Origin of the sequence: Cellvibrio sp. OA-2007, assembly GCF_000953825.1 — a bacterium.
GTDB lineage: Bacteria > Pseudomonadota > Gammaproteobacteria > Pseudomonadales > Cellvibrionaceae > Cellvibrio.
Genome location: NZ_BBUL01000078.1, coordinates 1 through 25430 on the forward strand (window position 1 = coordinate 1; position 25430 = coordinate 25430).

The window sequence follows — 25430 nt, forward strand, 5'->3', positions numbered from 1 at the left end:
TTAGTGAACTGTCCGAAGTTGGCGGAGGGGATCAGTTAGCTATTTTTGGCCTTATAAAATCAGACTTCTATATACCCAAGACCTACCCGATCATGTATCGCGGGTTTGTACACAACCTGATTCATCGGGATCACTACCTAAGAGTTTTGAAAGATAGGAACATGAAAAAGTTTTTATCAGAACTGAAATATACATCTTGCCCAGATGAAGTTTTTTTTAATAGCGCACTCAGCAATCTTGTGCCTGAGCATCAGCTGGTTAAAAACAACAATCTATTAATCACGTTTTGGAGAAAAGGCAGTGCCAGCCCGGACAAAATTAATGACGATGATATTAATGGGCTAATTAACGGACCCGGATTTTTTGCCCGCAAATTCGAGTCTCTCGCGCTGATGAAAAAAGTTGATGCGCTGCTAGACAGCAAAACAATTGATTAAAGGCACATGACATGACCGACGAGACAAATGAAATAATCAAACACTTAAGGACATCAATAAGTGATGAGTGACAAAAAAAAGCTATTGCTATGCATCCCTGATTTTCCGTTTCCTGCGCGCAAGAATGGGATTTCAATTCGCTATTATCCCATTCTGGAGAATGCAGCGAAGTCGTTTGATATTCACTTGATTGCTATTACCAATTCCACACCAAAGTCGGCAGATATGGAAACTGCCAAAAGCATTTGCAGCAAGGTTTCCGTATTCACTAGAACACATAAAAAAGTCGGCGCACTGCAAAAAATCAAAGCAAGGTTCAAATCTTTAATACCTAATCAAACACCCTTTGATTACGTGCATTATGACGAGCAACAAATTGCCAACTTCATCAAAAATGAAACGGCGGGAACCGAATATGATGTTGCGTTAAGCGTGCTAATTACGCATCAGAAATGGGTGAGAAAATATGTATCAGCCAAACGACACACTCTCGATGTGATCGACTCACCCTATTCAACCAGGCTGCGCACCCAGAAACCAGGGTTACTCAATCGCTATGACAGCTGGATGGTTCGTAAGTGGGAGCAAAATGCGGTTAATTCATGCGACTACGCCTGTTATATTTCACCACTAGACAAAGCGATTGCACTCGGAGATCTGCCCGCGAAGAATGTCGGTATAATACCCAACGGCCTATACCTACAAGATTATTCAACAGAGAAAATGGGTTTTGGATGCACTACTATAGGTTACCTCGGGAATATGGCCTATCCCCCGAACATTCGTGCAGCGATAAGGCTCTACCGTATTTTTAAAACGCTATCGGGCACAGCGCCCGACACCAAACTAGTGATAATTGGGCGCACCCCCGCAGCTGAAATTCAGGCTCTCGCAGAAGACCCAAATGTAATTGTGACAGGAAGTGTTGATAACATCTGGCCTTATGTAAATGGCGTAGATGCCTTTGTATTTCCTATGGAAATTGGCAGCGGGCAACAAAACAAATTATTGGAAACCATGGGCGCAGGTAAGCCTGTGATTTCAACGGAGCTGGGCAACTCCGGCATTGGCGCACAACACAATGAACAACTCATTGTGGCCAATACTGATGCTGAAATAGCACAAGCCGTCACTAGTATGTTGAGCGATGCACAAGCTCGTGAAAATATGGGGTTTAACGCACGCGAATTTGTTAACCAACGCTATTCATGGGAATCAATTTTTTCCCTTATCGACCAGACATTATTGAACACCAAGAACAATAATATTGCGCCAGATGGTCATTACAAAAAATGACCCGGTAAACAAATAAAAATTGACCGCACACAAGTACCTGCAGATATAACAAATCTGCAGGTTTTAATTAATACCCTCAATACAGAAGCGACGCTTCGGGTTTTTTATTCAGTGATTGGATTTACAACAAAATGGAAAAGAAAATTAAAAGAACGCTAAAACGCGCACTTTCCTTTGTAGGTGTAGAAATTAAACGAATTGGCACCGAAACAGATACGCCAATGTTTTTTGATAGCTACAAAGAAGCACTCTTGTTTAGTCAAGGCGGTAAATCCGCAGCCTTTCTGTGCCCGATAGAAAAATGTACGCACTATATTGGCTTGGGGTTTTCAAAAAGCCACTGGCACCCGTTTATTGAAACGGTTAAGCAATACAAAGCAAACCCTTTGCTCACTTATGATACGTCTGTTTTAAGACAGTATTATGACAACTGGACACCCAACTCAGCAGCGGATGCCATAGCGGGTTTCACCGGCTGCCCGCCTGTATTTGAAAATTTGTTACCGCACCATTTATTTTTGTCGCCCTGGGCGGCACTTAATCAAACTGACGTAGATATTGATGTACGCTGGTGGAACCGCAAAGACAACACCGAACATGGACGCGAAGACTTGCACTACCCAGAACACGGATGGGCATTTTTTGGCCCAACTCATCCAGACAAAGGAGCGCTTGAATTTGAACGGCTCATCAACCTATACAAAAGCTTGACCGCACACGGCTACGACAACTCAAAAGGGTGCGTTGGTGTTTCAGTATTAAAACGCGGCAATGACTGTATTTATCTGATTGGCGGTGGTGGATACCATAGAATTGCGGTTATGGCGGCAATGGAATTTGAAACTGTTCCGGCAAAGTTTCATCGCAATTCAATCATCGATGTAGCAGATGTAGGCCTCTGGCCTAATGTGCGCAACGGAATTTGGAGCGAACAACAGGCAATTGATTATGTAGATCATCTTTTTGCGTTTGATTCACGCCAATGGGCTAAAGAGTTGGGCTTATTGCGCTCTGGGATTTAACGTTTTAAACCGTGCAAGATGCATTTATTCACCTTTTAAAAAATTACCGGGAAAACAGATGACTCGCTTTTCAATTTTTGGCTATTACGGACAGGGCAACGCAGGCGATGAGGCGATTCTAGCTGCGCTAATTGATGGAATCAAAACAGAGTTACCCAAGGCTCATATCAGTGTTTGTTCAGCCAACCCGGAAGACACAAAAATAGAACATCGTATAAATGCCTTCCCCTATTTCGGAATTGATCTTAAATCAATCATCAAAGGCGTGTTAGGTAAAAACCGTAAAAGTTACCTCAATGCGATAATCAGCTTCTTTAGATCAGATGTAATTGTGATTGGCGGTGGTGGGTTGTTTTTTGATAACCCAGAAACTAATCGATGGTTTTTTGGTTACATTAGATTAATTCACCGCGCCAAACGGTTTGGCAAGAAAGTAGCACTTGTGGGAATAAGCGTTGGACCTCTTCATCACAAAAGCTCTGAAGAGGCAATTAAACAAACTTTTGCATTAGTTGACCTTATTTCCGTGAGAGACAACACATCCCGAGACACGCTAATACGCTGCGGTGTGGCGCCAGACAAAATTCATGTGATTCCAGACTTAGTATTTACACTGAATTCGGCGAGCGATGAGCGCATTGCGGAAATTCTTGCGCATGAATCATTTCCCACGCAGGGCAGCCGCAACATTGCCCTAACCCCCTGCTGCTACAACATAAAACAATCAGGCTGGATAGAACAATATGTTGCATTTTGTGAGCGCGCCACTACCGAATTAGATTGCAATTTGTGGCTAATACCAATGCAGCGCAACAACAACCACGACGACCTAAGCGCAATTGAGAGCATTTATTCAAAACTCTCACCTGATACCAAAAGCAGGACACACAAGTTGTTCGGCCGATACAGTGCAAAGGAAATTCAAGGAATTATTAGCAAAGCAGATTTTGTATTAGCAGAACGCTTGCATGGCTCAATAATGGCCATCAATACAAATACGCCTGTTATGAGTATTGCGTATATGCCAAAGGTGAATGGAGTACTCGAACTAGCTAAATTGACAGATAGACTTATTCCAATGAATAACTTTATTGACGGAAATTTCTTGATAGCCTCTCAGTTTCAATCCAAAGAAAACTTCAATTGTTTTATAGCAGGAACCGAAGACCAATTAAGTGAGACCAAAAATCACGCAACCTCTAATTTTTCCATGGTAGTTAAGATTACACCCCAACGGTAACCAATTAGTTTTTAGCATTTATAAGGCAACTGTCGATGAAGATTCTAGTATTTGGAAAATGCACCTTACCACATTCGTCTCAAATATATACAGGGATGTATCGCCTCAAAAATCAACAGATATTTGACCTTAAATATATCCCTAGCGAAAAGGCTCAAAAATATATTTCTATTGAAAAAGAAGTAATAGACCAGCTTCCGGGGGTGCTGGCGTTAATTAATTCGGATCTTGTTTTTTTCGACTTGCTAGACTCACCCAAGATAGAAAATCAAGTTTTAAATGAAGTTGATTTTTATCTGAAGCGTAGTTACAGAAAAAGTGGATATGAATCCCAAAAAATTCTTCCGTTAGGCCTCAATTTTGAAGTATATAACAATTATCCCTACTGGTTTGAAACATACAGATATCTTTCTCTCAACTACAGCCCGAAAAAGGCTCTCAAAACAAATTTAAGTGTTATTTCAGATTCGTTGGGGATTACCTTTGTACCAAGAATTGGAAGCTTTGAATGTAAAGAAAAAAATGCAGCCACTAACAATAAAATACTTTTTATGGCTAGAACTTGGGATCCGCTGGAGCCTGGAGCAAACCTTACAGCTGCAGAGCAAGAAGATCGGTATAAAATAAATTGCGAGAGAGCAGCATTAATTACACGCCTTAAGGCAGAATTCGGGCGTAATTTTGTGGGCGGATTCGCACAAACTGCGCATAGCAATAAAGAGTTTTCTGAACAAGTAATACCAGATAATAACCTCTCTCGAAAAAAGAACTATTTAAATTTAGTTAAAAGCATACCGATTTGTGTAGCCACCACTGGACTACACGGTTCGATTGGATGGAAGATGGCTGAGTATGTAGCCTTGGGCCGCGCAATCGTTTCAGAAGAGAATACTATCTTAGTTCCGTACGGATTTGAAGAAAGGAAAAACTATTTGGAGTTTAATAACAACTCGACTTGCATAGAGAAAATCGTTGAGTTGACTCAAGATAAAGATCTAAAAAGCAAAATGATGGAAAATAATTCTCAATATTACAAAGATTTTTTGATTCCAGAAAAATTAATAGCAAATGCGTTCATACAAATTGCGGCACATGCAAACCAACTTCAATGAAGACTGTTTTATCCCACACAATTGGTCGATCACGACAATCTGGCTTAAGCATCTTAACCCACGATTATTATCCCGCTAGAGATGGCGAGAACAGCCATCTTGACCTGCTCAGGATCAATGCAGACATCAAAAGCAAAAAAAGTAATGGCGGCTCACTCACCACGGTTTTTTTGACAAGTAATGTACTTATTTCTGCCGCGCCATCCAAGTTAAAAAGATAATAGTCTGAACCATCGTATTTCACATCTACAATCTTCTTTTCTAAGCCCGCCACAATATTAGGGTTTGCCAGACTAATAGCTGAAGTTTTACGCGAAACATCAAGCTCTTCCATAATATAGGCTGCCCCCAAATAACCATCTTCATCCACAAAATAACCCCAAGCTAGATAGGGTAAGTGGTCACTTGGCGTTTTGTTGGCTCCCCAAAGGTCGAATATTCCGCTTAGGTCAGAAGCTGTTAACTTCACCCAGAAATCAATTACCTCTGCCTCGGAAGGAAGGCGCCAGCCTGAATATGTACCGTTAAGATTAGTGACGACAGAGTTGATGCTTTCGCCATTATTAACACCAAAATCCAACCAGACCAAACCAGTTTCAACATCTCGTATGGCCAGATTATCGCCTTGCTTGAATGCATCGACATTTTCTATCGTGAGGGAATGTGCGACACAAGAAAACAATATTAGGAATAAAAATACCGATTTATATACGAACCTAGACATGCCTTACTCCTTGTTTGCATAGATCAGATTGCATTAGCGTGAACATATAAAAAGTATCAGATGAAACAGTTTAAATGGTTGCAGTTGATCACATTGCCTAAGTAATTTAGCCAGAATTGTTAGCTGCATACAAATAAAGCATTTTTTGAGGCGCCACGAAAAGCTGCACCATTGCCTTTCTACTTCTTGGGAGTTGGGTTTCGCTTATCCTGAAGCTTCACTGTGGGAGCTGAGTATATTCCGAATACCATTACCAATTGAAGCGGAATCACTCTCTTTGTGTATTGTGATGCCATCATCTCAAAAATAGCCGCAAGATAATTCCCTTCGCCATTGATAGGACAGGGGACACTTACTCTTTTAGGATATCAGCTTCTTTTTTTTGTAAATGAATGACTAAAAAGTGACAGAAAACGAGCAAAAAAATAGAGATAATTTAGAAAAAAAACAGTCAGGAATTGGCGCAACGAAACAACCCTCAATCGCTTAAGTAAAGCCATAACATTAAATAAACTAATGAGCGCTATTACTCCAAATGCAGCACTATACTCTCCGCCCAGAAACAATATGACACTTAAAAAAGTAAGCATCATCATTATTAGTGAAGCGATAGCCACTTTTGACGCAAAAAATTTCTTAATAGATTGTGTATCTCCGATCCCATGCCATCTTTCACGCGCAAAAAAATCTAATATCGTTTTAGGATATCCTTCATGATATACAAGAAAAGATGGATCCGGCCGCACCGCTATCCCTAAATTCTTAGCCCTATGACAAAAATCGACATCTTCTCCGGTCTTTAGGCTTTCACAAAAACCATTAACTCTATTAAAAACCTTTCGTGAGCAGATCAAGTTTCCTGAATTTATGTAATTCGCCCCATACGTTTTCATCCAGCGAAACCAAGATTGCTCAATCCAAGAAGGCTTTCTAGAAATGGCCACCTTGCACCCTGTAATGCTTAACGGCTCCTCATCGCAAATATGAGCAAAATCTATTAGCGCAGAAAACCATTCTGAACTAACTAATATATCTGCGTCGATAAATGCAAAGCAACTTCCTATTGATGCCCCTACACCTGCATTTCTTGCAGCGGCTACGGTAACACGCTCAGGCAGGGTAATGAGTTTAACCCACGAGCGCCTCCGCACAATATTTCCGGTCCCATCGGTACTAGCATTATCAATAACAATTACCTCAATATCACTCCTATCTTTTATTAAGTCTTGTAACTCTTGCAGCGTACAATCAATAAAGGAAGCTTCGTTGTACGCAGGTATTATTATTGACAGCACTTAATCCATTCCTTATTCAATAATTGCTTTTGTTGTCACAGGCCTATTTGACTCATCAAAGCCGCCTAAAGTTATGCGAATATTATCGTACCAAATTTCAAATGGTTCGCTAATATTTTGAGACCAATCTAGAAACGCAACCTTCCGAATCGGTTCATTTGATGGATGACGATTCAACAGTCCTGTGGCGTTAACAAAAACCTTACCATCAATCTCAACATAATATGCTCCATCATGTATTTCTTTTATGACACCACCTGTCGTGTCAACAGAGTTAAATTTTATTTTGAAGCGAAAATGGTGCCACGAATCACCCCAATCTGCCGCAGTCCAACCCTTTTTTTCTGGAGTTTCTACAACAGCTGTTCCATGAGAACGACCAATCCATTGAGGGTGCGCTCCATTGAAGTTAATTACATTCTGTGTATCATTTTGTGTCGTTGTTCCATCACCAAACGAAACTTGATACATTGATCCCTTACCAGTTGAAATACCTGTGTAATCCAAACCAAAAGTTGTATTAGCACCACCAAAGATCTTCAAAAACTTTATGCCCTCTTTAGCTTTTGGCATCTTCGCATGAAATTCAACATAGACTTCGTAAGTGTTGTAAGGCTTCATATCAAAACTTGCCCACCCGTATATACCGCCATTCGCTTTTGGATAAGTTGCCTTTAAACTACCACCCTTATTACCTAAGACCTCCTTGGGATCAGTGGAGACACCTACAAATCCTCCCGCCTGATAGCCAACACCCCACCCAGGGATTTCTTTTAATTCTCCAGAATCAAAATTCTCTTCAAACAGAATTTGAACTTCCGCAAACGAGAGACTACTAAACAATAAACATTGGATAAGTAAAATAGATCTTAAACTACACATAGTTATCTCCAAATAATTTATGACGATCTCTTTGGTTACGGAACTATTTTTTGGCCGCATTGAGAGAATATTTTGACCTTGAAACGGGCTTATTAATTTTAGTCAAGCAGACAATAAATGCCAGATGAACCCATAGAAATGGATAGTAACTCACAGTTACAAACTGACCAGCAACAAGAAACCCAAGAACACCGATAGCTAAACCTACTGCTATATTATTGAATAAGGATTCGGTTTTTAGAGCAAGAAATCTCCATATTGCAGTGAAGCAATAACCAATTATCATAATAAAAAAGATTAATGCAATAAAACCCGCATCTGTACCCACTTGAATGAAAATATTGTGCGGCAACTGAGCTCGAGGATATAACATATCGTAGGAAAAATGAGCCTCATAATACGGAATAAAATTAAAATAGCCGACCCCGGTAATAGGATAATCCTTCATCATCTCCCAACCATGCTTCCAATAGAGCAACCGTTGCTCAGACGTTTTGTCATCGCCCGCACTACTGAATCTATCTTTTTGTTCTTGTGGTAACAAATAATAGAGCGAAGTACATAAAACCATTATTCCAATTAATGGCTTTATACGAAATAAGCTCTTCCTAAACATTACAGCAAGTTGAACAACAAGCGCCACTTGCGCTCCACGGCTACTTGCGCCGAGTATTGTAAGAATAGGGCAAACCCAAAAGGCAATGAGCAACGCTTTTTCCCACCACAGAACCTTGTCTTTTAGGTATTGGTACATGTAGAAAGCCAAAGGGAATAGCATCAACATTAAGATCGCGAGCTCACCCGAGTTTTGAAAATAACCTTTTGGCCCCATTAAGCCCCAACTAGTAAAGCTAAATCCACGAAATGCCCATGATTTAGATGTACCCAAAGCAATTTTTCCAGCTGCGAGAAGATAAATAAGTAAAAACAGATACAATCGTTGTGGAGTATTAACAATATTAATTATAAGAAAATAGATAACAAACCAACTAAAGAATAAAGTGAAATGCTGCTGAGCAACATCTGTATAGATTGCACACAGTATTGAAATTAATATTGTGATGAAAAACAACACTATCAATACATTAGAAGCCGAAGAAACCCACTTAACCGTAGGGTCTATAAACGCGCCTACCATTGCCCCCATCAATAACAATTGCGCCCAGGGCAAAAAATCTATTTGGGGGAAAAGCGCTTGTGGTTTTACAAATTCAAAGAATAGATAGCCACAAATCATCCAAAATGAAAAATGTTGCTTTTTAAAGTAGCGCCACATGGCGCCTACTTTAAATGCGTAGAAATTTTCAACAGTTTCATTACTCATTGAATTTAACGTCTCTGTTTTTGCTATCCGTTTAAAGCTTGTGGTTTTTTAATTCATATTCAGCACTTGCTTGCGGTGCCAAGTGCTGTATTGCTTGCAGTAATTTATTGGCCGAATCTGCCACCATTTGTTCACAGCGTGAAAAATATTCTGGCCGCGCGTTATAAGGATCATGCAAATAGGCCAGCGGCGACTGCAACCACAAGCCTATAAGAGTAATTTGTACTGGGGCTTGTGCGAATTGCGCTTTTAATTGGCGAATATGCTTTGGCTCCATACCAATTAATAAATCACCCGCTTGCGGTGTGTATTGGTCAACCCGTTGGGTGATGTGTTCATTTAGGTTGTAGCCATTCGCTTGTGCCCAGGCAATTGCGCGCGGGTCGGCTGAGTCGCCACCGCGTGTGTCTAACCCGAAGGATGTAGTGGGCACACCTTGCTGGCGCGCAACTGCTTCGCCTAATGGGCTGCGGCAAATATTGCCGTGGCAGACAAATACCAGGCGCTTGACATGGGTGAAATCTACCTTGGTAAAGTTGCGATACACACCAAGCACACGCAGCACTTCATATGCGAAATATCGCAATAAGCCTTTTTTTGAGCCGTAGCGTTTTTTGATTAATTCTGTAACCGACACAGTTTTACCCTTAGTGGCAGATATTAATTATTTAACAAGCGCTGATAGTGCTGCTGGTAAGCCTGCAGCATGGCACTTAATGAAAATGTATTGCGCATATGCGCTTGCCCGGCGCTGGCCAACTGCGCAGCGAGCGCGCGGTCGCTTTGCAAATGTTGAATCGCAGCGGCGAGCTGATCTGGCATTTCAGTTGGAATTAAGTAGCCGGTGGTTAAATGCTGCAGAATTTCTTCCGGCCCACCACAGCGGGTGGCAATTACGGGCAAACCAGCGGCCATTGCTTCAATAGTAGCGATGGAAAAACCTTCGGAGCTGGAGCAGAGTACAAACATATCCAACTGCGCGAGAAAATCCGGTGTGTTGTCGTAAAAGCCAATAAAGTGAAGTTGCGCAGTCACACCCAACGCTTGCATTTGCGTTTCCAGTTTTTCCATTAAATCCTTTTTTTTGTGCCCGGCGATAATAAAATGCAGGCGCGGATTTTTTAACAGACCGACAGCAGCAATTAAGGTTTCGTAATTTTTTGCCGGACGAATATTGCCGAGGCTGCCAATTAGAATGGCATCGGCAGGAATATTTAACTGCGATTTGAGCGATGCTGCAGCAGGTTGTGTGTAGCGCTGTTGATCTACACCGTTGTAAATAACATCGATTGCTTTGCGCGGAAACAGCCCGCGATTTTCAATGTAGTTAGCCAGATCGCGGCTGACGGCAATCAGCTTGTCTACACCCATGCGCATAATGGTTTGTTTGATGGCAACAAAACGCTCGTTGGGGTTTATATCCACACGGCCATGCAACGTCGCAATCAGCGGCAAGCGGGTAAATAGCGAGAGAATAGAATAGGTAAGTGTAGAGCCAAGTAAATGTGCGTGAATCAGCGCGATATTTTCGCGGCGAATTAATTGATACAGCTGGAAATAATAGGGAATTGATAAAAATCCGTGCGGCTTGACTATGTGATAGCGAATGCCGCGCAACTTTAATTGATCTTCCACCCAACCTGCACCTTTAATGATGGCAAGATTGTCATAATCAGCGAGTTGCAGTTGTTGTGCTATATCGAGAAAAACAGTTTCTGCACCACCTGGTCCGGTAGTGTCAATCGCATGAAGAATTGTGCGTTTTTTATCGGTCATTCATTCCTTCCGATCAGTGTGCCGAGCAAATTTGGTGCGCGCATTCTATCACCTTCTTGTTGCAAGCTTGTGGATTTGTTGGGCAATCCGTATGATTCCAACTTTCATCTACTATATTGTTGTGCAGCACGTATTTGCACATAAATTTGATTGTTGTTTGATTGACATTCATTTGCTGACTAGGGCCGGTTGCAGAGACATGACACACATTATCCTTGTTCTTGACGCCGCGCAGCGAAGTGCTCTTGCCGTTACCCGATCACTGGGAAAGCTGGACGATATCCGCATAGTTACCGCCGATTCTACGCCATCTGCTTTAGCTGCCCACTCCAAATATTCCAGCGCTTATTTGCAATCGCCCAGCTCTGCCGATGAACCCGAATTGTATTTGCAGTGGATTAAACGCATCTGCAGCGAAAGCCACTATTCGCTGGTGATTCCCGTCACTGAAATTACCAGCCAATTACTCTTAATGCACAGTGAACAATTGAGCGATATACGCCTGCCATTTGCGAGCTACGATACAGTGATGTCGCTGGCCGATAAATATCGCTTACTGGAGCAGGCAAAAACTGCGGGCGTGCCAGCACCTGACTTTACGCTGTTTTCATCCAGCGCTGATTTGCAGCCGCAGCACCTAAGCTATCCCTGTGTCATCAAGCCTTGTTTATCGCGCATTTATACTGCGCAGGGTTGGATTTCCACCAGCGTGAAGCTGCTCAACAATGCGCAGGATTTACACGCGGCACTGGCCAGCGCACCTTATTTAGCCCAGTACCCGTTTATGATTCAGGAATTTATTCCCGGCTCAGGGGCCGGCCTGTTTTGTTTATATAACAAGGGCAAACCGGTGACGTTTTTTGCGCACCAGCGGCTGCGTGAAAAACCGCCGCAGGGCGGTGTGAGTGTATTAAGCGAAAGTGTAGCGGTTGATGCCACATTAAAACACTACGCGCAACAACTGCTGGACCACGTGCATTGGCACGGTGTGGCGATGGTGGAATTTAGAGTGACCCCCGATGGCACCCCCTATTTGATGGAGGTGAACACGCGCTTTTGGGGCTCACTGCAGTTATCGATTGATGCCGGTGTGGATTTTCCCCGGTTGCTGGTACAAGGGGAGCTGGGCATCGCCGGTGATATTCCCGAGCATTACACTATTGGCACTCGCCTGCGCTGGCTGCTGGGGGATTTAGACAGTTTATATTTATGTTTAAAGGGCGCTTATCCCCTAAGTTACAAACTCAAACGTATACTGGCTTTTTTAACACCATCGCCCTTTCGCACACGCCATGAAACTAATCGCCTGGAAGATATGGGGCCAGGCATTTATGAATGTAAAACCTATATTCGGCAATTGCTCGGGCGCAGCTAAACCCACTTTATCAACTCTGGATTTGTGTCTTTCATGAAGAAATTACTCAAGCAATGCGTTATCAGTGCAGCCAATCAATTTGGCCCGCATCGCTTTGCCGGGCTTGAGCGCGACCCACAGCTTTGGCTGTTGATGTACCACCGGATTTTGCCAAAGGATGATATTCGCTATCGCCTTGAAGAGCCGGGCATGATCGTCACGCCCGACACATTTGCCATGCATTTGCGCGAGCTGAAATTACATTTTGATGTGATGGATTTAGCCGAGTGGCTGGCCTTGCGCGCCAGTGGAAAAGCCCTGCCGCGCCGCGCCTGCGCAATCACCTTTGATGACGGCTGGTACGATAACTACGAATTTGCGCTGCCCATCATTCAACAGCAACAAGTTCCGGTGACCTTGTTTGCCGTGGTAGAAAAAATCGGCACCGATTTTCAATTCTGGCCCAATCTGGTTAGCGCCCTGCTCGCCAGCAATGCAATCGCTGCAATGCGGCAGCACCCTGTTTTTGCGCGCGCCTTGCAACAGGTTCCCGCCGCTGCCGATAGCCCCAATCGCGAAATTATCGACCGTGAATGCATGGCCGCGGTTATTCTCGCTCTTAAACAAAATAGCGATGCCGATGTATTTGCCGCACTCGCTGCGATTGAATGGCAGCAACACTTAAATTTTGCACTGCCGCGCGGGCTAATGAATTGGGACGAGCTGCGCGCTATGACCGGCACGGGTTTAGTGAAAGTAGGTTCACACACCTGCAACCACAAACGCTTAAACAACCACTTACCCAGCGCCGAGATTCTGCATGAAGTGGTAGACAGCAAAACCTTGCTCGCGCAACAGCTGCCCAATGCCGTGGATATATTTTGCTTCCCCAATGGCGATTACAACGCGGTCGCACTGGATGCGGTGAGCAATACCTATAGCGCAGCAGTGACCACCCAGCGCGGCATAGTGAATGGGCGCAATACTCCTGCACATCAACTCTGCCGCATCGGCCTGCATGAAAATGTCAGCCATTCACCGCGCCTGTTGGGCGCGCGTTTATCCGGGTGGGTTTGATCCAATGAGCCGTTTTTTTTATCGCGCCCTCGCCTCTAAACGCATCGCAGCGCTGATGAATATAATGGTTGGCCACTACGCCACCATCTATATGATTCATCGCCCGCGCCCGCGCGATGGTGCCTATGAGGGAGTTAGCCCGGAGCTGCTGGAAGAATGTATTGTCTATGCAAAAGCAGCGGGCTTTGAATTTGCCTCAATCGATGAAGTAATCGAAAAGGCGCGCAATAAACAAAAACCTGATCGCCCCACTTTGTGTTTTACCCTGGACGATGGCTATGAGGATCAGCTGGAACAACTGGTGCCGATTTTATTAAAACACCAATGCAAGCCCACACTTTTTACTATTGTGGATATGGTGGATGGCATTGATTGGCCCTGGGATTCAAAAATCAGTGCGGCAGTTTGGAATACACCGCAAAAACAACTCGCGTTCGATTTTAATAATCATGCATTTGCATTGGATTTTAGCGAGCCACACGCCAGGCGTGCCAGCCGCCGCCAACTGACCCGCTTTGGCAAAAGCCTGCCCGCAGCACAGCTCGAACAATATGTCACTGCGCTGCTCAGTGCGCTCGATGTTGAACCCCATGGGCCAGCGCCAGCGGAGTACAAGCCCAGCACTTGGGACAGCCTGCGCAAGGCGGAACAAGCGGGCTTACGTATTGGCTCACACGCCTGCAGCCATAGAGTATTTGCAGCGCTTTCCGATGCGCAAATCCAACAGGAGTTGCAGCGCGCACAGGCTGTACTCGCGCGCGAACTGGTGAATCCGTCGCGGGTATTTTGCTATCCATCGGGCACGCTTAACGATTTTTCGTTACACCATACCCAGCTGGTAAAAGACACCCAATTTTTTATCGGTGCGGTGACATCCATGCCCGGCAACATCAGCCAACAGCAAATTGCACAACAGCCTTTTTTGGTTAAACGCCACAGCTTTCCGGCAAGCTTTGATAAGTTTGTCCGCTACTCTTCCTGGCTGGAATATATTCGCAGCCGCATCTAATACGTTTTTCGCTGGTTATGAGAGAGACAATGGAACAACAACTCCACCAATTAAAATTGCTCAAAACGCAAAAAGGAATTATTTCGGGCAAATTTAAACACTTAAAAAAAAATACCCCCGAATATGAGCAGCAACTTGCGCTGATGAAAGATATATCGCAACAAATTGCGCAACTCGAAGCGGAAATAAAATCGGCTCAAGCATCAAACATCACCGCGCAACATAACTCACCTGCAGCAGTGGAACCGGCGTTTGCACTTATCGATAACAATAATTGCTGGGGCGGTGAAGTTGAGATCGCACTGGTGGCATTTGATGCGGTTGACGACTGGGCTGAATTTGTGCGCAAAAACAAGACCGCACTGCCTAGCCACAACCCGGCATGGGCGCGGGTTATTGCGCAAAGTTTTGGCCACCACTCGCTTATCCTCTGCGCTCGCTCAACAACCGGAGAATTGCTTGGCGGTATTCCGCTAACGGTTTTTTCATCGCCACTGTTTGGAAAATTTGCGGTGTCTATGCCCTATTTAAATTACGGTGGCGTAGTGAGCCAATACAGCGATGTATGCCACGCACTAATGCAGGCACTTGAGGGCGTGCGCGCGCAATTAAATTTGCAGCACATTGAAGTGCGCAGCATACAACCCGACCTTGGCGAAAACCCCTCGACCAAAAAAGCCTCCATGCTGCTACAGTTGCCAGCGAACGATGAGGCACTGGACAAAATGCTGGGCAGTAAAGTGCGCGCACAATACAAAAAAGCCGATGAATTTTTTCCCGACTGTAAAATTGGAAAAAACGAATTATTGCAGGATTTCTACCAGGTTTTTTCACACAATATGCGCGACCTGGGCACACCGGTTTATGCAAAAAAATGGTTTGAAAATATTCTTAATGATAGGGAATTAGATGCCCACATTATTGTGGTGTATGTAAAACGCAAACCGGTTTCCTGCGGCTTTTTAGTAAAGCAAGATGGGCTAATGGAGATCCCTTGGGCATCCACCCTTAAATCCGCCAATAAATACAATACCAATATGTGGATGTATCGCCGCATCTTATCGTTTGCGATACAACAGGGCTGCACCTATTTTGATTTTGGCCGCTCAACCTTGGATGCGGGCACCTACAAGTTTAAAAAACAGTGGGGCGCAGAACCGTGCCAACACTACTGGTACTGCGTATTGCCACCCAATACACCTAAACCGGAAATGAACCCCGACAACCCCAAACTTAAATTATTTGTGGCGCTGTGGAAATGGCTGCCAGTGTGGGCGGCCAATATTCTTGGGCCGCATATTATTAAGGGAATTCCCTAAGCGTTTGCCGCAGGAGGAATTAGCCTTTATTGCCCGCGCTTAAGCAACTCTTGCAAGCCATATAAAAGACGCGCGAATTTGCTGCGCACCAGCATGACACTAACCAGTGTGGCGCTGTGTGTAGCAAGGGATTTTTTATAGTCGCTATTCTTGCCATTGCCCGCCATAAAATCGTAGCTGTCCGCACCCGAGGCAAACGCTTTTTCAATTTGAAAACCAAAGTGAAGCGTACCGAGGGAAATGCCGTCTTGAAATTTTTCGCGATAACCGCTCTGAATATTATAAATTCTTCCGCGATATTCTAAATCCAAGGCTGCCGATACAGCCTGGCCATTGCAGTAGATGACCGATAGATCTGGTTGCCCACCCGCCATTGCAATTTTTTTGAGGAAGCCGGTAATTTGTTGCAAATTACGCCCTGAGTAACAGGGTTTGCCCCAGCGCTGTTGATGAAACTGATTTAATATTTGTACAAACTCATCGATATTTGGCCAGAGATTTTGCAGCGAAATATCGCCCAGCTGATAAAGTTTTTTACGCTTATTAAATAACTTCAAGCGGGTATTACTACCCAAGCCTTTTAGATAATCGGTAAAGCTATTATCGCCAAGTTGCACGGCATAGGTGAAGGCATAATCGCGCTCTATTAACTTGAGGCGCTCCGTTTGTGCAATTTCACACAACTGCTGGTATTCCGCCGAAGTTTGCAAAAGATCCGGAATAAACAACTGATCCCATTCAAATAACATCGCGGACTTTATCAATGCGGAAAGGCTTTTTTTATCTGCATTAAAATATTCACTGCGCAAGCTTGGGCTGGCGGGTGTTGAGATGCCTGCGGGAAAAAGTGTCTTCAGGGCGATTAGCGGTCGTTTTTTTTGTGTGTATAAATAGAAACCATCGCGACAATTTTCTACATCCGAATGCCGCTGCAATGCGGTAATCGCCGCACAGTCTGCCCATGCATCTTGCCATGCGTCTACCCATTCATGGGTGGCAAAAATTCCGGGGTAATGTGCGGCGGGGAAAAATTCAGCCATGCGGATAGTATCGGTGAAGGCAGAAAGAAAATCGCGAGCTACACAGGGTAAGCTCGCGATTGGGTTATAACTATTGTCGGCTTTTTGCTTCTTTTAGATGATCCTGTATTTCTTGATTACCTGGATCTAACTGAACTGCTTTTGACAACAGCTCAATACCTTTTTGCAGCTCGCCCTTTTCTACCAAAATCCAACCATAGGTATCGGCAATGGGTGCGCTGTTGGGCGCTAACTCGTAGGCTTTTTTAGCATATTCCAACGCGCGAGGATCTTTGCGCTCATAGTACAGCCAGGCAAGATTATTTAATGCCGCCGGCATATTGGGGTTTAGCTCCACCGATTTTTCGTACCAGGTGACTGCCTTTTCCACGTTATTGTTGTTTTGTGCTGCAACCGCCATCATGACTGCTGCCGCTTTACTCTCTGGAATTTTCTCAACCCAGGAGGCAACAAATTCTTCCGCTTTGGCTTTTTCGCCCGCTTTTTGATAGTAACCAAAAATTTGTTCGGCGACAGATTCCATAGGTTTGGCAGCCCAGGAATCCAGATACAGTTGAATGCCTTCGTCTTTTTTGTCTTCTGCAAAACGAATCAGCCCCTGTAAAAACAGTCGCTCGCCTTCGTTTTCCGGCACCTTAATAAATTGGTCCAGCAGCTTTTGCGCCTCAGGAATATTGTTAGCGGCAATTTCCGTTTCGATAAGATTACCCAGGAAGCTAGCATTTTCCGGCTGCAACTTTACCGCTTTCATTAAATTTTCACGGGCTTCTGTCAACTTATTTTGACTTCTAAATTGAACGCCCTGTACACGATAAAGATTGGCGGTTAATTGTTTTACATTGGCGCTTTGGTTGCTCCGCACCAGCGCAAGCTCGGCATGCTTGATGGCTTTGTCTAATTCTTTATTCGACATATAAAGTTGAGCGAGCACAATTGACGGCTCCCAGCGCGCTGTTTTTTCTTCCAGACCCAACAAAAACGTGAAGGCTTCGGAATCACGCTTCAATTTGCGCATTTGGGTAAACCAACGGGAATAGCCAACAACCATGCTGGGGTCTTCCTTAAGTGCAAACTGCCACGCGGTAATTGATTGCTGGGTTAAATCTTGCACTTCATATAATTGTGCGAGCCCGGCATAGGCCAAGTGCTTTTCACTGCTTTCGCGTACTGCGACCGCTTTTTCAAATTGTTGCTCAGCTTCTTTATAGCTTTTTTGTTGGAACTTATACCAACCATTGAAAAAATAACCGCGAGAACTATCGGGGTTCTTGCTGATATAGAGCTTTATTTCTTCTTCCAGTTTATCTGTCTGCTCACTGACGATCAGTGCTTTGAAATAAGATTGCTGGATATAAAAATCATTAGGTTGCTCCTGATAAGCCTTTTGCAACTGGGCAACCGCTTGCTCTTGTTGATCCATCGCCATATGTCTATTGGCCAGTGCAATACGGATGCGCTGCTGCCTTGGATCGAGTGCCAAACTTTTTTCCAGCACTGTGACCGCCTCATTGCTCTTAGGATCCTTGTCGAGCAAGGCCAACCCATAGGTTGCCAGTACAATAGGATTATTAGGTTGGCTTTCTGCCGACTTTCTTAACAATTCAACCGCATCATCGATTTGATTGTTGCGAAATTTTACTAGCGCCGCCGCTTGCAATACCGATGGTGTTACCGTTTCAGGGTCAATAAATTCATCAAATAAATCTTCTGCTTTACGATTTGAGCCCTGTTGATATTCAATCAAGCCTAACAACGTGCCGGTATTTTTATCATTGGGGTACTGATCTCTCAGCTCGCGCAAAATCACTTCGGCCTCTGCAAATTTACCCTGCTGATACAGCTCCATTGCATCATTAAAACGCTGCTGCGCTGCACTTCCTTCAGGGTTGGATTCGGCCAGAAGTTTTTGGTAGGTGTAGGCTTCACTGGTGCGCCCCAGCTGAATCAAGGTATCCGTTAACAAACTAATAATCTGACTTCTTTTAGTATTCATTATGTCGGTTTTTTTAAGCAAGCCTAACGCCTTGGTCAGGTGACGCTCGGCACCATCAAGGTCTTTAAGATAGAGGCTCACATTGGCCATGGTGGTCAGCACATCGATCTCTTCCGGAGTGGCTGCCAGCACTTCAGTCAAAATAGTCTTGGCGTCTTCTATCTCGCCTTTGGAGATTAAATAGTTGGCGGTGATGTATTTTGCCTCGCTCTCTTTTCCACCTAATGCAACAAATTCCTTCAAGGCTGCCTCATAGCCATCTTTGTTGCCTAGATATATGTTGGACATAGCAGTAAGCCAGGTTTGACGAATACGATCTTCTGGCTGGGAGGCGTCTGCAGGATAAGTAGTAACAGTGTTGATTGCGGTGAGATATTTTCTATTTAAAAAATGCGCATTCGCCAACTCGGTTGCCACCTCGGGCAGTTTTTCTACTACCGACAACAGCATTGATTGGGTTGCTGAATTAGCACCTATTTCGTTATAGATGCGCGCAAGACTGATGTACCCTTGCGGCGAGTCAGGCGTTAATTGAATAGCATTTTTTGCTTCAATAATTGCCGCCCGATATTGCCCTTGCTCTTGATATACCTTGGCAGACGCAACATGGCGCTGTGCGTCTTCACTATTTTTTTCTTGTTTATCTGCACATGCCGCCAGAGTCACGCAGAGCAAGACAACCATTATTTTTGAGATGCTGTACATTTTCTTCACCTGTTTGTCGGTATTATTCCTATCTACACTCTAACTACAAGAATCAATACAGGGCTTAAAAGCTATACCCTAAACCAATACTGTAAATATTTTCTTCGTAGGTTCCATTACCATCATCACTCTCGGCTTTTCTATCTTCATTTCGGGCGCTAAGCCGGGCATTTAAACCGTTTGAAAAGAAGTAGGCATATTCAATTGAAATGGTATTTAACTCATAATCCCGTGTAACTGTTTGATTATCAAAATCAACATCAGCCTGAGCAAAACTAAATGACAGATTCGCCGCACGAGAAAAAGAATACATAAATCGCGCGCGCGTATAGACACTCAAGGACGACTCATCTTTTTCAAGGTAATCATCTTCAACTGCAGAAACACCAGTGGAAAACTGGCAACGAGCGCAAATAACTTGTGTCTGCCAATTTACTTCTGCACTGCTACGATCGATTCTGCTAATCGCTTGTGACAAGCCATCACTAGCTGGCAACCCAGTAGTTCCTTCAAGATTGCCGTTGCCAAACGAGTTATCAGTCAACACGCGACTTGCACTGAAATCTAGCTGATTAAAACCACTTAAATAGCTGGCAGAAATACGATAAGAAGGCGCACCTTTGCTCTCACCGTTTTCAGGCTCGCTTTCGTTATAGCCAACCTCCACACCATAAGTGAGTTTGCGTAATTTCACACCATAAACCAACATTACACCTGAGTAGGCGTAATCGGACTCGGGAAAATGCTCAAAGCTGATTTTTTGCTGTTGCGAGTTGAGCCTTAAAAAGCTTGCCGGCGACAGCGGGTGTAGCCATCCCAACGAGATGCCATCGCGCCGGGAATTTTGCAAATCATTTTCAGGAAAGTTGACGCGGGCAAACTCGCCGCCAATGAACAATCTATCTGCAGCAAAAATGCGCGCGCGCCTCAGGCCGGGCAGATAAAACTTCTCGCTCTTGTTGATTTTGAGTCAGCGCCACGGCATCGGGAGCGGTCAACAATATTCTTCGCGAGTGATTGAGCTCAAGCGCTAATGGATCTTCTTGTTTGCCAAACAACAAACTGGAGCTACCTTCCGCATATTTGTCGTCGGCCTGTGATTGCTCTGAATATGTATGGGAAACCCAGTCGTAATCGGCATTTGCTTCAATCAACCAATTTGAATAGTCTGCAGAGACACCAACTTCATATAAGTCCTGACGCTCATCTATCGGCTCCGCTTGCGTTTTCAAGCTGTTATCGGAAAACATGCTGGAGGCTGAGAGAGTGGCTTTTATGTCATTTGCTTGAGCCGCAGCGCAACACAAATAAAGAATTGCCAAAGGGTAACCCGGGTTAACCTGCATTTTTTTTTCGCGCATGACTCGCCTCTCTCATCAATGATTGAAAACAAGACCGGCAAATTTTTCTTTACCTACTGCGTCTACTGCAGACAAGACTTCGTCTGTTACCACTTTGCCGAAAGGCACGACCAACAATGCATGATCGCAATACTTCGCCAGAATTCTCGCCTCGGTTGACTGCTGAATACTCGGCGCATCAAGCACAATAAATCTATCTGGATAGCGCGATTTGATCTCTGCAACCAATACTTCCATGCGTTTTGAATTAAAAAATTCTGCAGCGGATTCGCTCGCGCCACCAGAGGGAATCACGCGCAAACGTTCAACACCACTGGGATAAATAATGTTTTTGAGCGGCACAGTGTAATCAGTTAAATAATTGGACAGCCCCACATCTATATCTGACGTGACATATTTATCTACGTCAGAGTTGTAGGGGTTACAGTCAACAAACAATGCCGTTTTATGCTGATCCAGTGCAAAAGTGGCCGCCAAGTTAAAACTAAAATAACTGGAGGGGGCATCCATAGCTACCGATGACACCAGCACTACCATGTTGTCAGAGCGGTGGCGACTCAGAAGCTTGATACGCACTTCACGAAAAGCGTTAAGCACATCGCGCTGCCGCATGCCAGTGAAAACGATTTTTTTCTCGTACAGCTCTTCTTGAGTCCACAGCTGTGGCATTTCCATGTTCTTGATTTTTTCGCGCTTGCGATGCTCCAGCACAGCGCTTTTAACCAAGTGATCACTTGCCTCAACAAGCGCATCAACGTCTTCCATCAGCTGAGTCAAATTTTTCTCTTTTCGCTTATCCATTGTTCTGTCCTGACAATCAATAGGTTCAACCTTTGGCGACTAACCAATAGATGGCAATTGCTAGATAACAAATCATCCCAACCGCTGCCACCGAGAAAATCAGCAGGACATCTTTTTTAAGCAATCGCTCACCAATAGGTGATTTGTAATGCGGCACTACGCCTATTACTTCGATATCGGGCGGTAATTGTTTCTGTAAAGCTCTGGCAGAGCGCACATGTGGGTCAACCAATATAAACAGAATCAGCAGCCCCAGCGGACACAACAGGCCAATAAACGGCCCCACTAACGCAAAGTGAATAAAATGCAGACCCGATGGTTTCAACGGGAAGGCTGCCGGCTCTTGAATTCGATAAGAGACGCCCTGCCCTTCAATATCCAGCGTCATCGAAATGCGCGCCGTTTCTTTGCGCTGCAGCATTTCTTCATATACTTTTTTGGTTACATCGTAATCGCGAGTCAAATCGGAAAGGCTTGCTTGATTGGCAGCAATTCGCTGCTGCCGGGCATACTCATCTTCTTGCAATGACAGCAGAGATTGCATTCTTCTTTTTTGGGAGCGCAAACTTACATCAGCATCGGCCAGTTGTTTGCGCAATTCTTCGTAGAGCGGATTTTGCACCTTGTCGGAACTTCCATAAACCTCGCCGCCTGACTGCTGAATTTTTTCGATGGCAGCATCCAATTCACTAATTTGAGCGCGCATTGAAACTACATCAGGATAATTTTCTTGATAGCTGAGCAACATCTGCTCTAGTTGGGCGGTTAATGTTTGGCGCCGCTGTTTTAATTCATCTATCTGGCCTTTCGCCTGCAAATACTGCCCTTCGGTATTAAGCTGCTGCTCAATAGTGGTGATTCGCGATTGCGTTTCCTCAATAGTGATTTTTAAACTTTCAATTTCCTGCCGCAGTGAAGCAATACGCGCACTCACCGCGTCCTCACTACCATCGGTATTTTTTGACTTAAACTCTTTTAATTTTTCTTCGGCGGACTCAAGTTGTTTTTTGTAGGTTTGCACTTGCGCATCGATAAAATTATATGCACCTACACTTTCGTCGCGCTTGCGCTTGGCGGTGTCTTCAATAAATACATTCACCACCGCATTTAATATTTCAAAGGAACGATCTGGATTGGTCGTGGTGTAACTGAGCTGAACATAATTTTCATTGCGCTCGCGCGCCACCTTTACCCCTGCGCGAAGCTGAGCAACAATTGCATCCTGCTGCTCTTCTGATGCACCGGCCTTCAGCAACCCAGCCTGTTTGGCAGTCTCCAGCATTATGCGGCGCGTATAGATCACTTCACTGGCCTGCGCCGATCTATCAATTTTGGTTATTTCCGCACGTCCCTTCAGCAAGGGCTCAATAATATTGGTGACATCCGCAAACAACACTACCTTAGTCGTGTAGCTTTTGGGCCAAATCAGACCAACGAAGAGAAATAGATAGGCCACTCCCAAAAAGAGCAGCGCGCACCAGAATCGAAAACGAATCAATTCTGCGCGCAATGCCGCCAATAAATCTCTTAGATATGCTTTATCCATGAACTATCTCGATTGGTATTTCAGAAATCTATTAAACCTGGCTTGTTAAAAACTTCTTTCAGGTACGGTAACTATGTCTGATGGCTGCAAATCATAATTTGTGGATACATCGCCATCATTAATCAGATCATCAAGCTTGATTGGATAGACTTTTAATTCACCGCCGACCTTACGATACAGTTTTGCTTTATTGGCCGAAGCGTATTGGTTGGTGCCACCCGCTAACAACACTAGATCGAGAACGGTCATGCCCTCACGATAGGGAATGGATTGTGGATTGGATACTGCACCGGTAATTCTGACGCGGCGCTGAAAATCAGAGCTGCTTGGATTTGCAACAATGACGGTGACTTGTGGGCTTCTGATAAAAGTGGTGAGACTTTTTGTAATGCTTTGCGATAACTGGTCGGTAGTTAAATCCGCAGCCACTACGTCGCCAATTAACGGCATGGAAATTTTTCCATCGGGACGAACCGGCACACTGAGAGACAGCTCCGGGTTGCGCCATACATTAATGGTGAGCGCATCACCCACACCTATTTTATATTCCTCCAGTATCGCTGCATCTGCCGCCGCAGGCGGGCGCACCGATTTATTGCTACTGCATCCAGCCAAGATGGTTAACAGCAAACATGCTGACAAGATAAGATACTTATTTTTCATCTGGAACGTCCCTCGGTAATTAGTGAACACCTTTGCCTAACAAAACAATTTCCACAGTCTGAATCATGATTAACATATCCATAAAAAAGCTGTGATTCTTGGTGTAGTAAAGATCGTATTGCAGCTTGTTTTTGGCATCTTCTACTGATGCGCCATAAGGATATTTCAGCTGCGCCCAGCCCATTAATCCCGGTTTAACCTTATGGCGCATTTCATAAAAAGGAATTTGCTGCGCAAGCTCGGTGACAAATTCAGGGCGCTCAGGGCGCGGGCCGATAAAGCTCATATGGCCAGCAAATACGTTGTAAAGCTGGGGCAATTCATCCAGGCGCGTATTGCGAATAAATGCACCAACACGAGTTACACGCGAGTCATTTTTTTGCGCCCACACTGCGCCATTTTTCTCCGCGTCTTGCCTCATGCTGCGAAACTTATAAATGCGGAAGGTGCGACCATTCAGGCCAACACGAATTTGGTGATACAACACCGCACCGGGGCTTTCCAATTTTACGGCCAATGCTGTCAGCAACATAAATGGCCACAACACCAGCAAAAATACCGATGCCAATGCCAGATCAAACAAGCGCTTTGCCAGCATACGGCGCTTTGAATATTTAAAGCCATCGGAGAATAACATCCAACCCGGCTGCAACAGCGAGATATCGATTTTCCCTAATTCGCGCTCACAAAAACTCAATGAGTCGCTGGATGGTATACCGGCAAGTTTACAATCCAAAAACTGACTTAAAGGAAAAGCATCACCGCTGGTGCGGCGACGCTCATCGGGGGAGATTACTATTTCAGAAATTTGAAATTGTTTGGCGAACTGCAGCCAATCTGAAGGTTCCTGAATAATCAATCCGGCGTCTACTTTTACCGGTTCATCTGCACTGGGGATACAGCCAACAATTTTTACCCCTAAGACATTTACGTCGGGCGCCAAATCGGCCAGTAACTTGTTAGCTTTACTGCCTGCGCCGTAAATAACAACCCGGCGTTTTAATTGATCGACGTCGACAATTTTGACAAAAATCCAACGGGATACACACACCAATAATGTTGATAACAACACGCTCCAAAAAATCAGCGATTGGTTGATAAAAGAACCGTCAAACAGCAAATTAATAAGGTACAGGGATAGACTGCCCAGCAAGAAAAAACTGACCATGGTGCGCAACACCATGCTGGAGAAGCCTTCGCGTATCAATGCGGTATATACCCCCATAGACAGGGTGCAACAGCTCAGCACTAGCGATAGCGTAATAACCGGTAACCATTGATTAGAGGCAATACCATAGGGCTCAAGGATATCCCCGTGGAACCCGAAGTATTGAATAGACCAGGCAACACCTGCAACGATAAGCGCATCTACTACACCGAGGTAGAGATAGGGCAAATGAATATAGTGCTTATTCAGACGAATATAGGACAAACCCGATTCCTTCAAGTTGATA

The 25430-nt window shown here is 44.5% G+C and carries 23 protein-coding genes; 9 read left to right on the forward strand and 14 right to left on the reverse strand.

The annotated features are described in order from the left end of the window. From AWU77_RS20675 to AWU77_RS04700, 5 genes are all read left to right on the forward strand, one after another. Window positions 1-437: hypothetical protein (locus AWU77_RS20675; RefSeq protein WP_238582305.1), on the forward strand; the 437-nt coding region annotated here is incomplete at its 5' end. 63 nt (window positions 438-500) lie between these two features. Continuing rightward, window positions 501-1733 (forward strand): glycosyltransferase family 4 protein, encoded by a 1233-nt coding sequence (locus AWU77_RS04685; protein WP_062059819.1) that lies wholly within the window; start codon window positions 501-503, stop codon window positions 1731-1733. A 131-nt stretch (window positions 1734-1864) separates the two neighbouring features. Then, window positions 1865-2755 carry a hypothetical protein gene (locus AWU77_RS04690; RefSeq protein WP_062059821.1) on the forward strand — a complete coding sequence of 297 codons (891 nt, stop codon included), beginning with the start codon at window positions 1865-1867 and terminating at the stop codon, window positions 2753-2755. Window positions 2756-2813: 58 nt separating this feature from the next. Further along, the gene (locus AWU77_RS04695; protein ID WP_062059822.1) at window positions 2814-3995 is read left to right on the forward strand and encodes a polysaccharide pyruvyl transferase family protein; all 1182 of its coding nucleotides are present in this window, start codon (window positions 2814-2816) and stop codon (window positions 3993-3995) included. Window positions 3996-4030: 35 nt separating this feature from the next. Beyond that, window positions 4031-5107, forward strand: a complete 1077-nt coding sequence (locus tag AWU77_RS04700; protein ID WP_062059824.1) for a hypothetical protein — start codon at window positions 4031-4033, stop codon at window positions 5105-5107. 67 nt (window positions 5108-5174) lie between these two features. On the opposite strand, the gene AWU77_RS04705 is transcribed toward AWU77_RS04700, so the two are convergent. The 6 genes from AWU77_RS04705 to AWU77_RS04730 all read right to left on the reverse strand — a co-directional run bounded on the left by AWU77_RS04705 (window position 5175) and on the right by AWU77_RS04730 (window position 11108). Further along, window positions 5175-5831 carry a hypothetical protein gene (locus AWU77_RS04705; RefSeq protein WP_062059826.1) on the reverse strand — a complete coding sequence of 219 codons (657 nt, stop codon included), beginning with the start codon at window positions 5829-5831 and terminating at the stop codon, window positions 5175-5177. Between the two features lie 368 nt (window positions 5832-6199). Further along, complete coding sequence (locus AWU77_RS04710) at window positions 6200-7126, reverse strand: glycosyltransferase family 2 protein (RefSeq protein WP_062059829.1); 927 nt, start codon at window positions 7124-7126, stop codon at window positions 6200-6202. A gap of 12 nt (window positions 7127-7138) precedes the next feature. Next, on the reverse strand, window positions 7139-8008 hold the full coding sequence (locus AWU77_RS04715) for a hypothetical protein (RefSeq protein WP_062059830.1): 870 nt from the start codon (window positions 8006-8008) through the stop codon (window positions 7139-7141). Window positions 8009-8051: 43 nt separating this feature from the next. Then, on the reverse strand, window positions 8052-9332 hold the full coding sequence (locus AWU77_RS04720) for an O-antigen ligase (protein ID WP_062059832.1): 1281 nt from the start codon (window positions 9330-9332) through the stop codon (window positions 8052-8054). A gap of 31 nt (window positions 9333-9363) precedes the next feature. After that, a complete protein-coding gene (locus AWU77_RS04725; RefSeq protein WP_062059834.1) occupies window positions 9364-9969 on the reverse strand; it encodes a hypothetical protein in 606 nt (201 codons plus the stop codon). 23 nt (window positions 9970-9992) lie between these two features. Then, entirely contained in the window at window positions 9993-11108 is a 1116-nt protein-coding gene (locus AWU77_RS04730) for a glycosyltransferase family 4 protein (protein WP_062059836.1), read from the reverse strand. A gap of 199 nt (window positions 11109-11307) precedes the next feature. Here AWU77_RS04730 and AWU77_RS04735 point away from each other — a divergent pair, with 199 nt between their 5' ends. Genes AWU77_RS04735 through AWU77_RS04750 form a run of 4 tightly spaced genes read left to right on the forward strand, consistent with a single transcriptional unit; the run spans window position 11308 to window position 15867 of the window. Next, complete coding sequence (locus AWU77_RS04735; RefSeq protein ID WP_062059929.1) at window positions 11308-12483, forward strand: ATP-grasp domain-containing protein; 1176 nt, start codon at window positions 11308-11310, stop codon at window positions 12481-12483. Between the two features lie 33 nt (window positions 12484-12516). Beyond that, window positions 12517-13539: a polysaccharide deacetylase family protein gene (locus AWU77_RS04740; RefSeq protein ID WP_062059838.1), complete on the forward strand. Its 1023-nt coding sequence runs from the start codon at window positions 12517-12519 to the stop codon at window positions 13537-13539. After that, window positions 13436-14548: a polysaccharide deacetylase family protein gene (locus tag AWU77_RS04745; RefSeq protein ID WP_084618068.1), complete on the forward strand. Its 1113-nt coding sequence runs from the start codon at window positions 13436-13438 to the stop codon at window positions 14546-14548. The genes AWU77_RS04740 and AWU77_RS04745 overlap by 104 nt, the downstream gene beginning before the upstream one ends. 29 nt (window positions 14549-14577) lie before the next feature. Then, a complete protein-coding gene (locus AWU77_RS04750) occupies window positions 14578-15867 on the forward strand; it encodes a FemAB family XrtA/PEP-CTERM system-associated protein (RefSeq protein ID WP_062059842.1) in 1290 nt (429 codons plus the stop codon). A 26-nt stretch (window positions 15868-15893) separates the two neighbouring features. Here AWU77_RS04750 and AWU77_RS04755 read toward each other — a convergent pair whose 3' ends face one another. From AWU77_RS04755 to AWU77_RS04790, 8 genes are all read right to left on the reverse strand, one after another. Beyond that, window positions 15894-16907, reverse strand: coding sequence for a GNAT family N-acetyltransferase (locus tag AWU77_RS04755; protein WP_062059844.1), 1014 nt, complete (start codon window positions 16905-16907; stop codon window positions 15894-15896). A 70-nt stretch (window positions 16908-16977) separates the two neighbouring features. After that, window positions 16978-19605 carry a tetratricopeptide repeat protein gene (locus AWU77_RS04760; RefSeq protein ID WP_062059846.1) on the reverse strand — a complete coding sequence of 876 codons (2628 nt, stop codon included), beginning with the start codon at window positions 19603-19605 and terminating at the stop codon, window positions 16978-16980. A 64-nt stretch (window positions 19606-19669) separates the two neighbouring features. Continuing rightward, window positions 19670-20299, reverse strand: coding sequence for a hypothetical protein (locus AWU77_RS04765; protein WP_152625267.1), 630 nt, complete (start codon window positions 20297-20299; stop codon window positions 19670-19672). 205 nt (window positions 20300-20504) lie between these two features. Next, window positions 20505-20966, reverse strand: coding sequence for a hypothetical protein (locus AWU77_RS04770; protein WP_062059850.1), 462 nt, complete (start codon window positions 20964-20966; stop codon window positions 20505-20507). Window positions 20967-20981: 15 nt separating this feature from the next. Continuing rightward, window positions 20982-21767 (reverse strand): CpsD/CapB family tyrosine-protein kinase, encoded by a 786-nt coding sequence (locus AWU77_RS04775; protein WP_062059852.1) that lies wholly within the window; start codon window positions 21765-21767, stop codon window positions 20982-20984. A gap of 25 nt (window positions 21768-21792) precedes the next feature. After that, complete coding sequence (locus AWU77_RS04780; RefSeq protein WP_062059855.1) at window positions 21793-23313, reverse strand: XrtA system polysaccharide chain length determinant; 1521 nt, start codon at window positions 23311-23313, stop codon at window positions 21793-21795. 45 nt (window positions 23314-23358) lie between these two features. Then, the gene (locus tag AWU77_RS04785) at window positions 23359-23976 is read right to left on the reverse strand and encodes an XrtA/PEP-CTERM system exopolysaccharide export protein (RefSeq protein WP_062059857.1); all 618 of its coding nucleotides are present in this window, start codon (window positions 23974-23976) and stop codon (window positions 23359-23361) included. Window positions 23977-23995: 19 nt separating this feature from the next. Continuing rightward, window positions 23996-25408 (reverse strand): TIGR03013 family XrtA/PEP-CTERM system glycosyltransferase, encoded by a 1413-nt coding sequence (locus tag AWU77_RS04790; protein WP_062059859.1) that lies wholly within the window; start codon window positions 25406-25408, stop codon window positions 23996-23998. Window positions 25409-25430 lie beyond the last annotated feature (22 nt).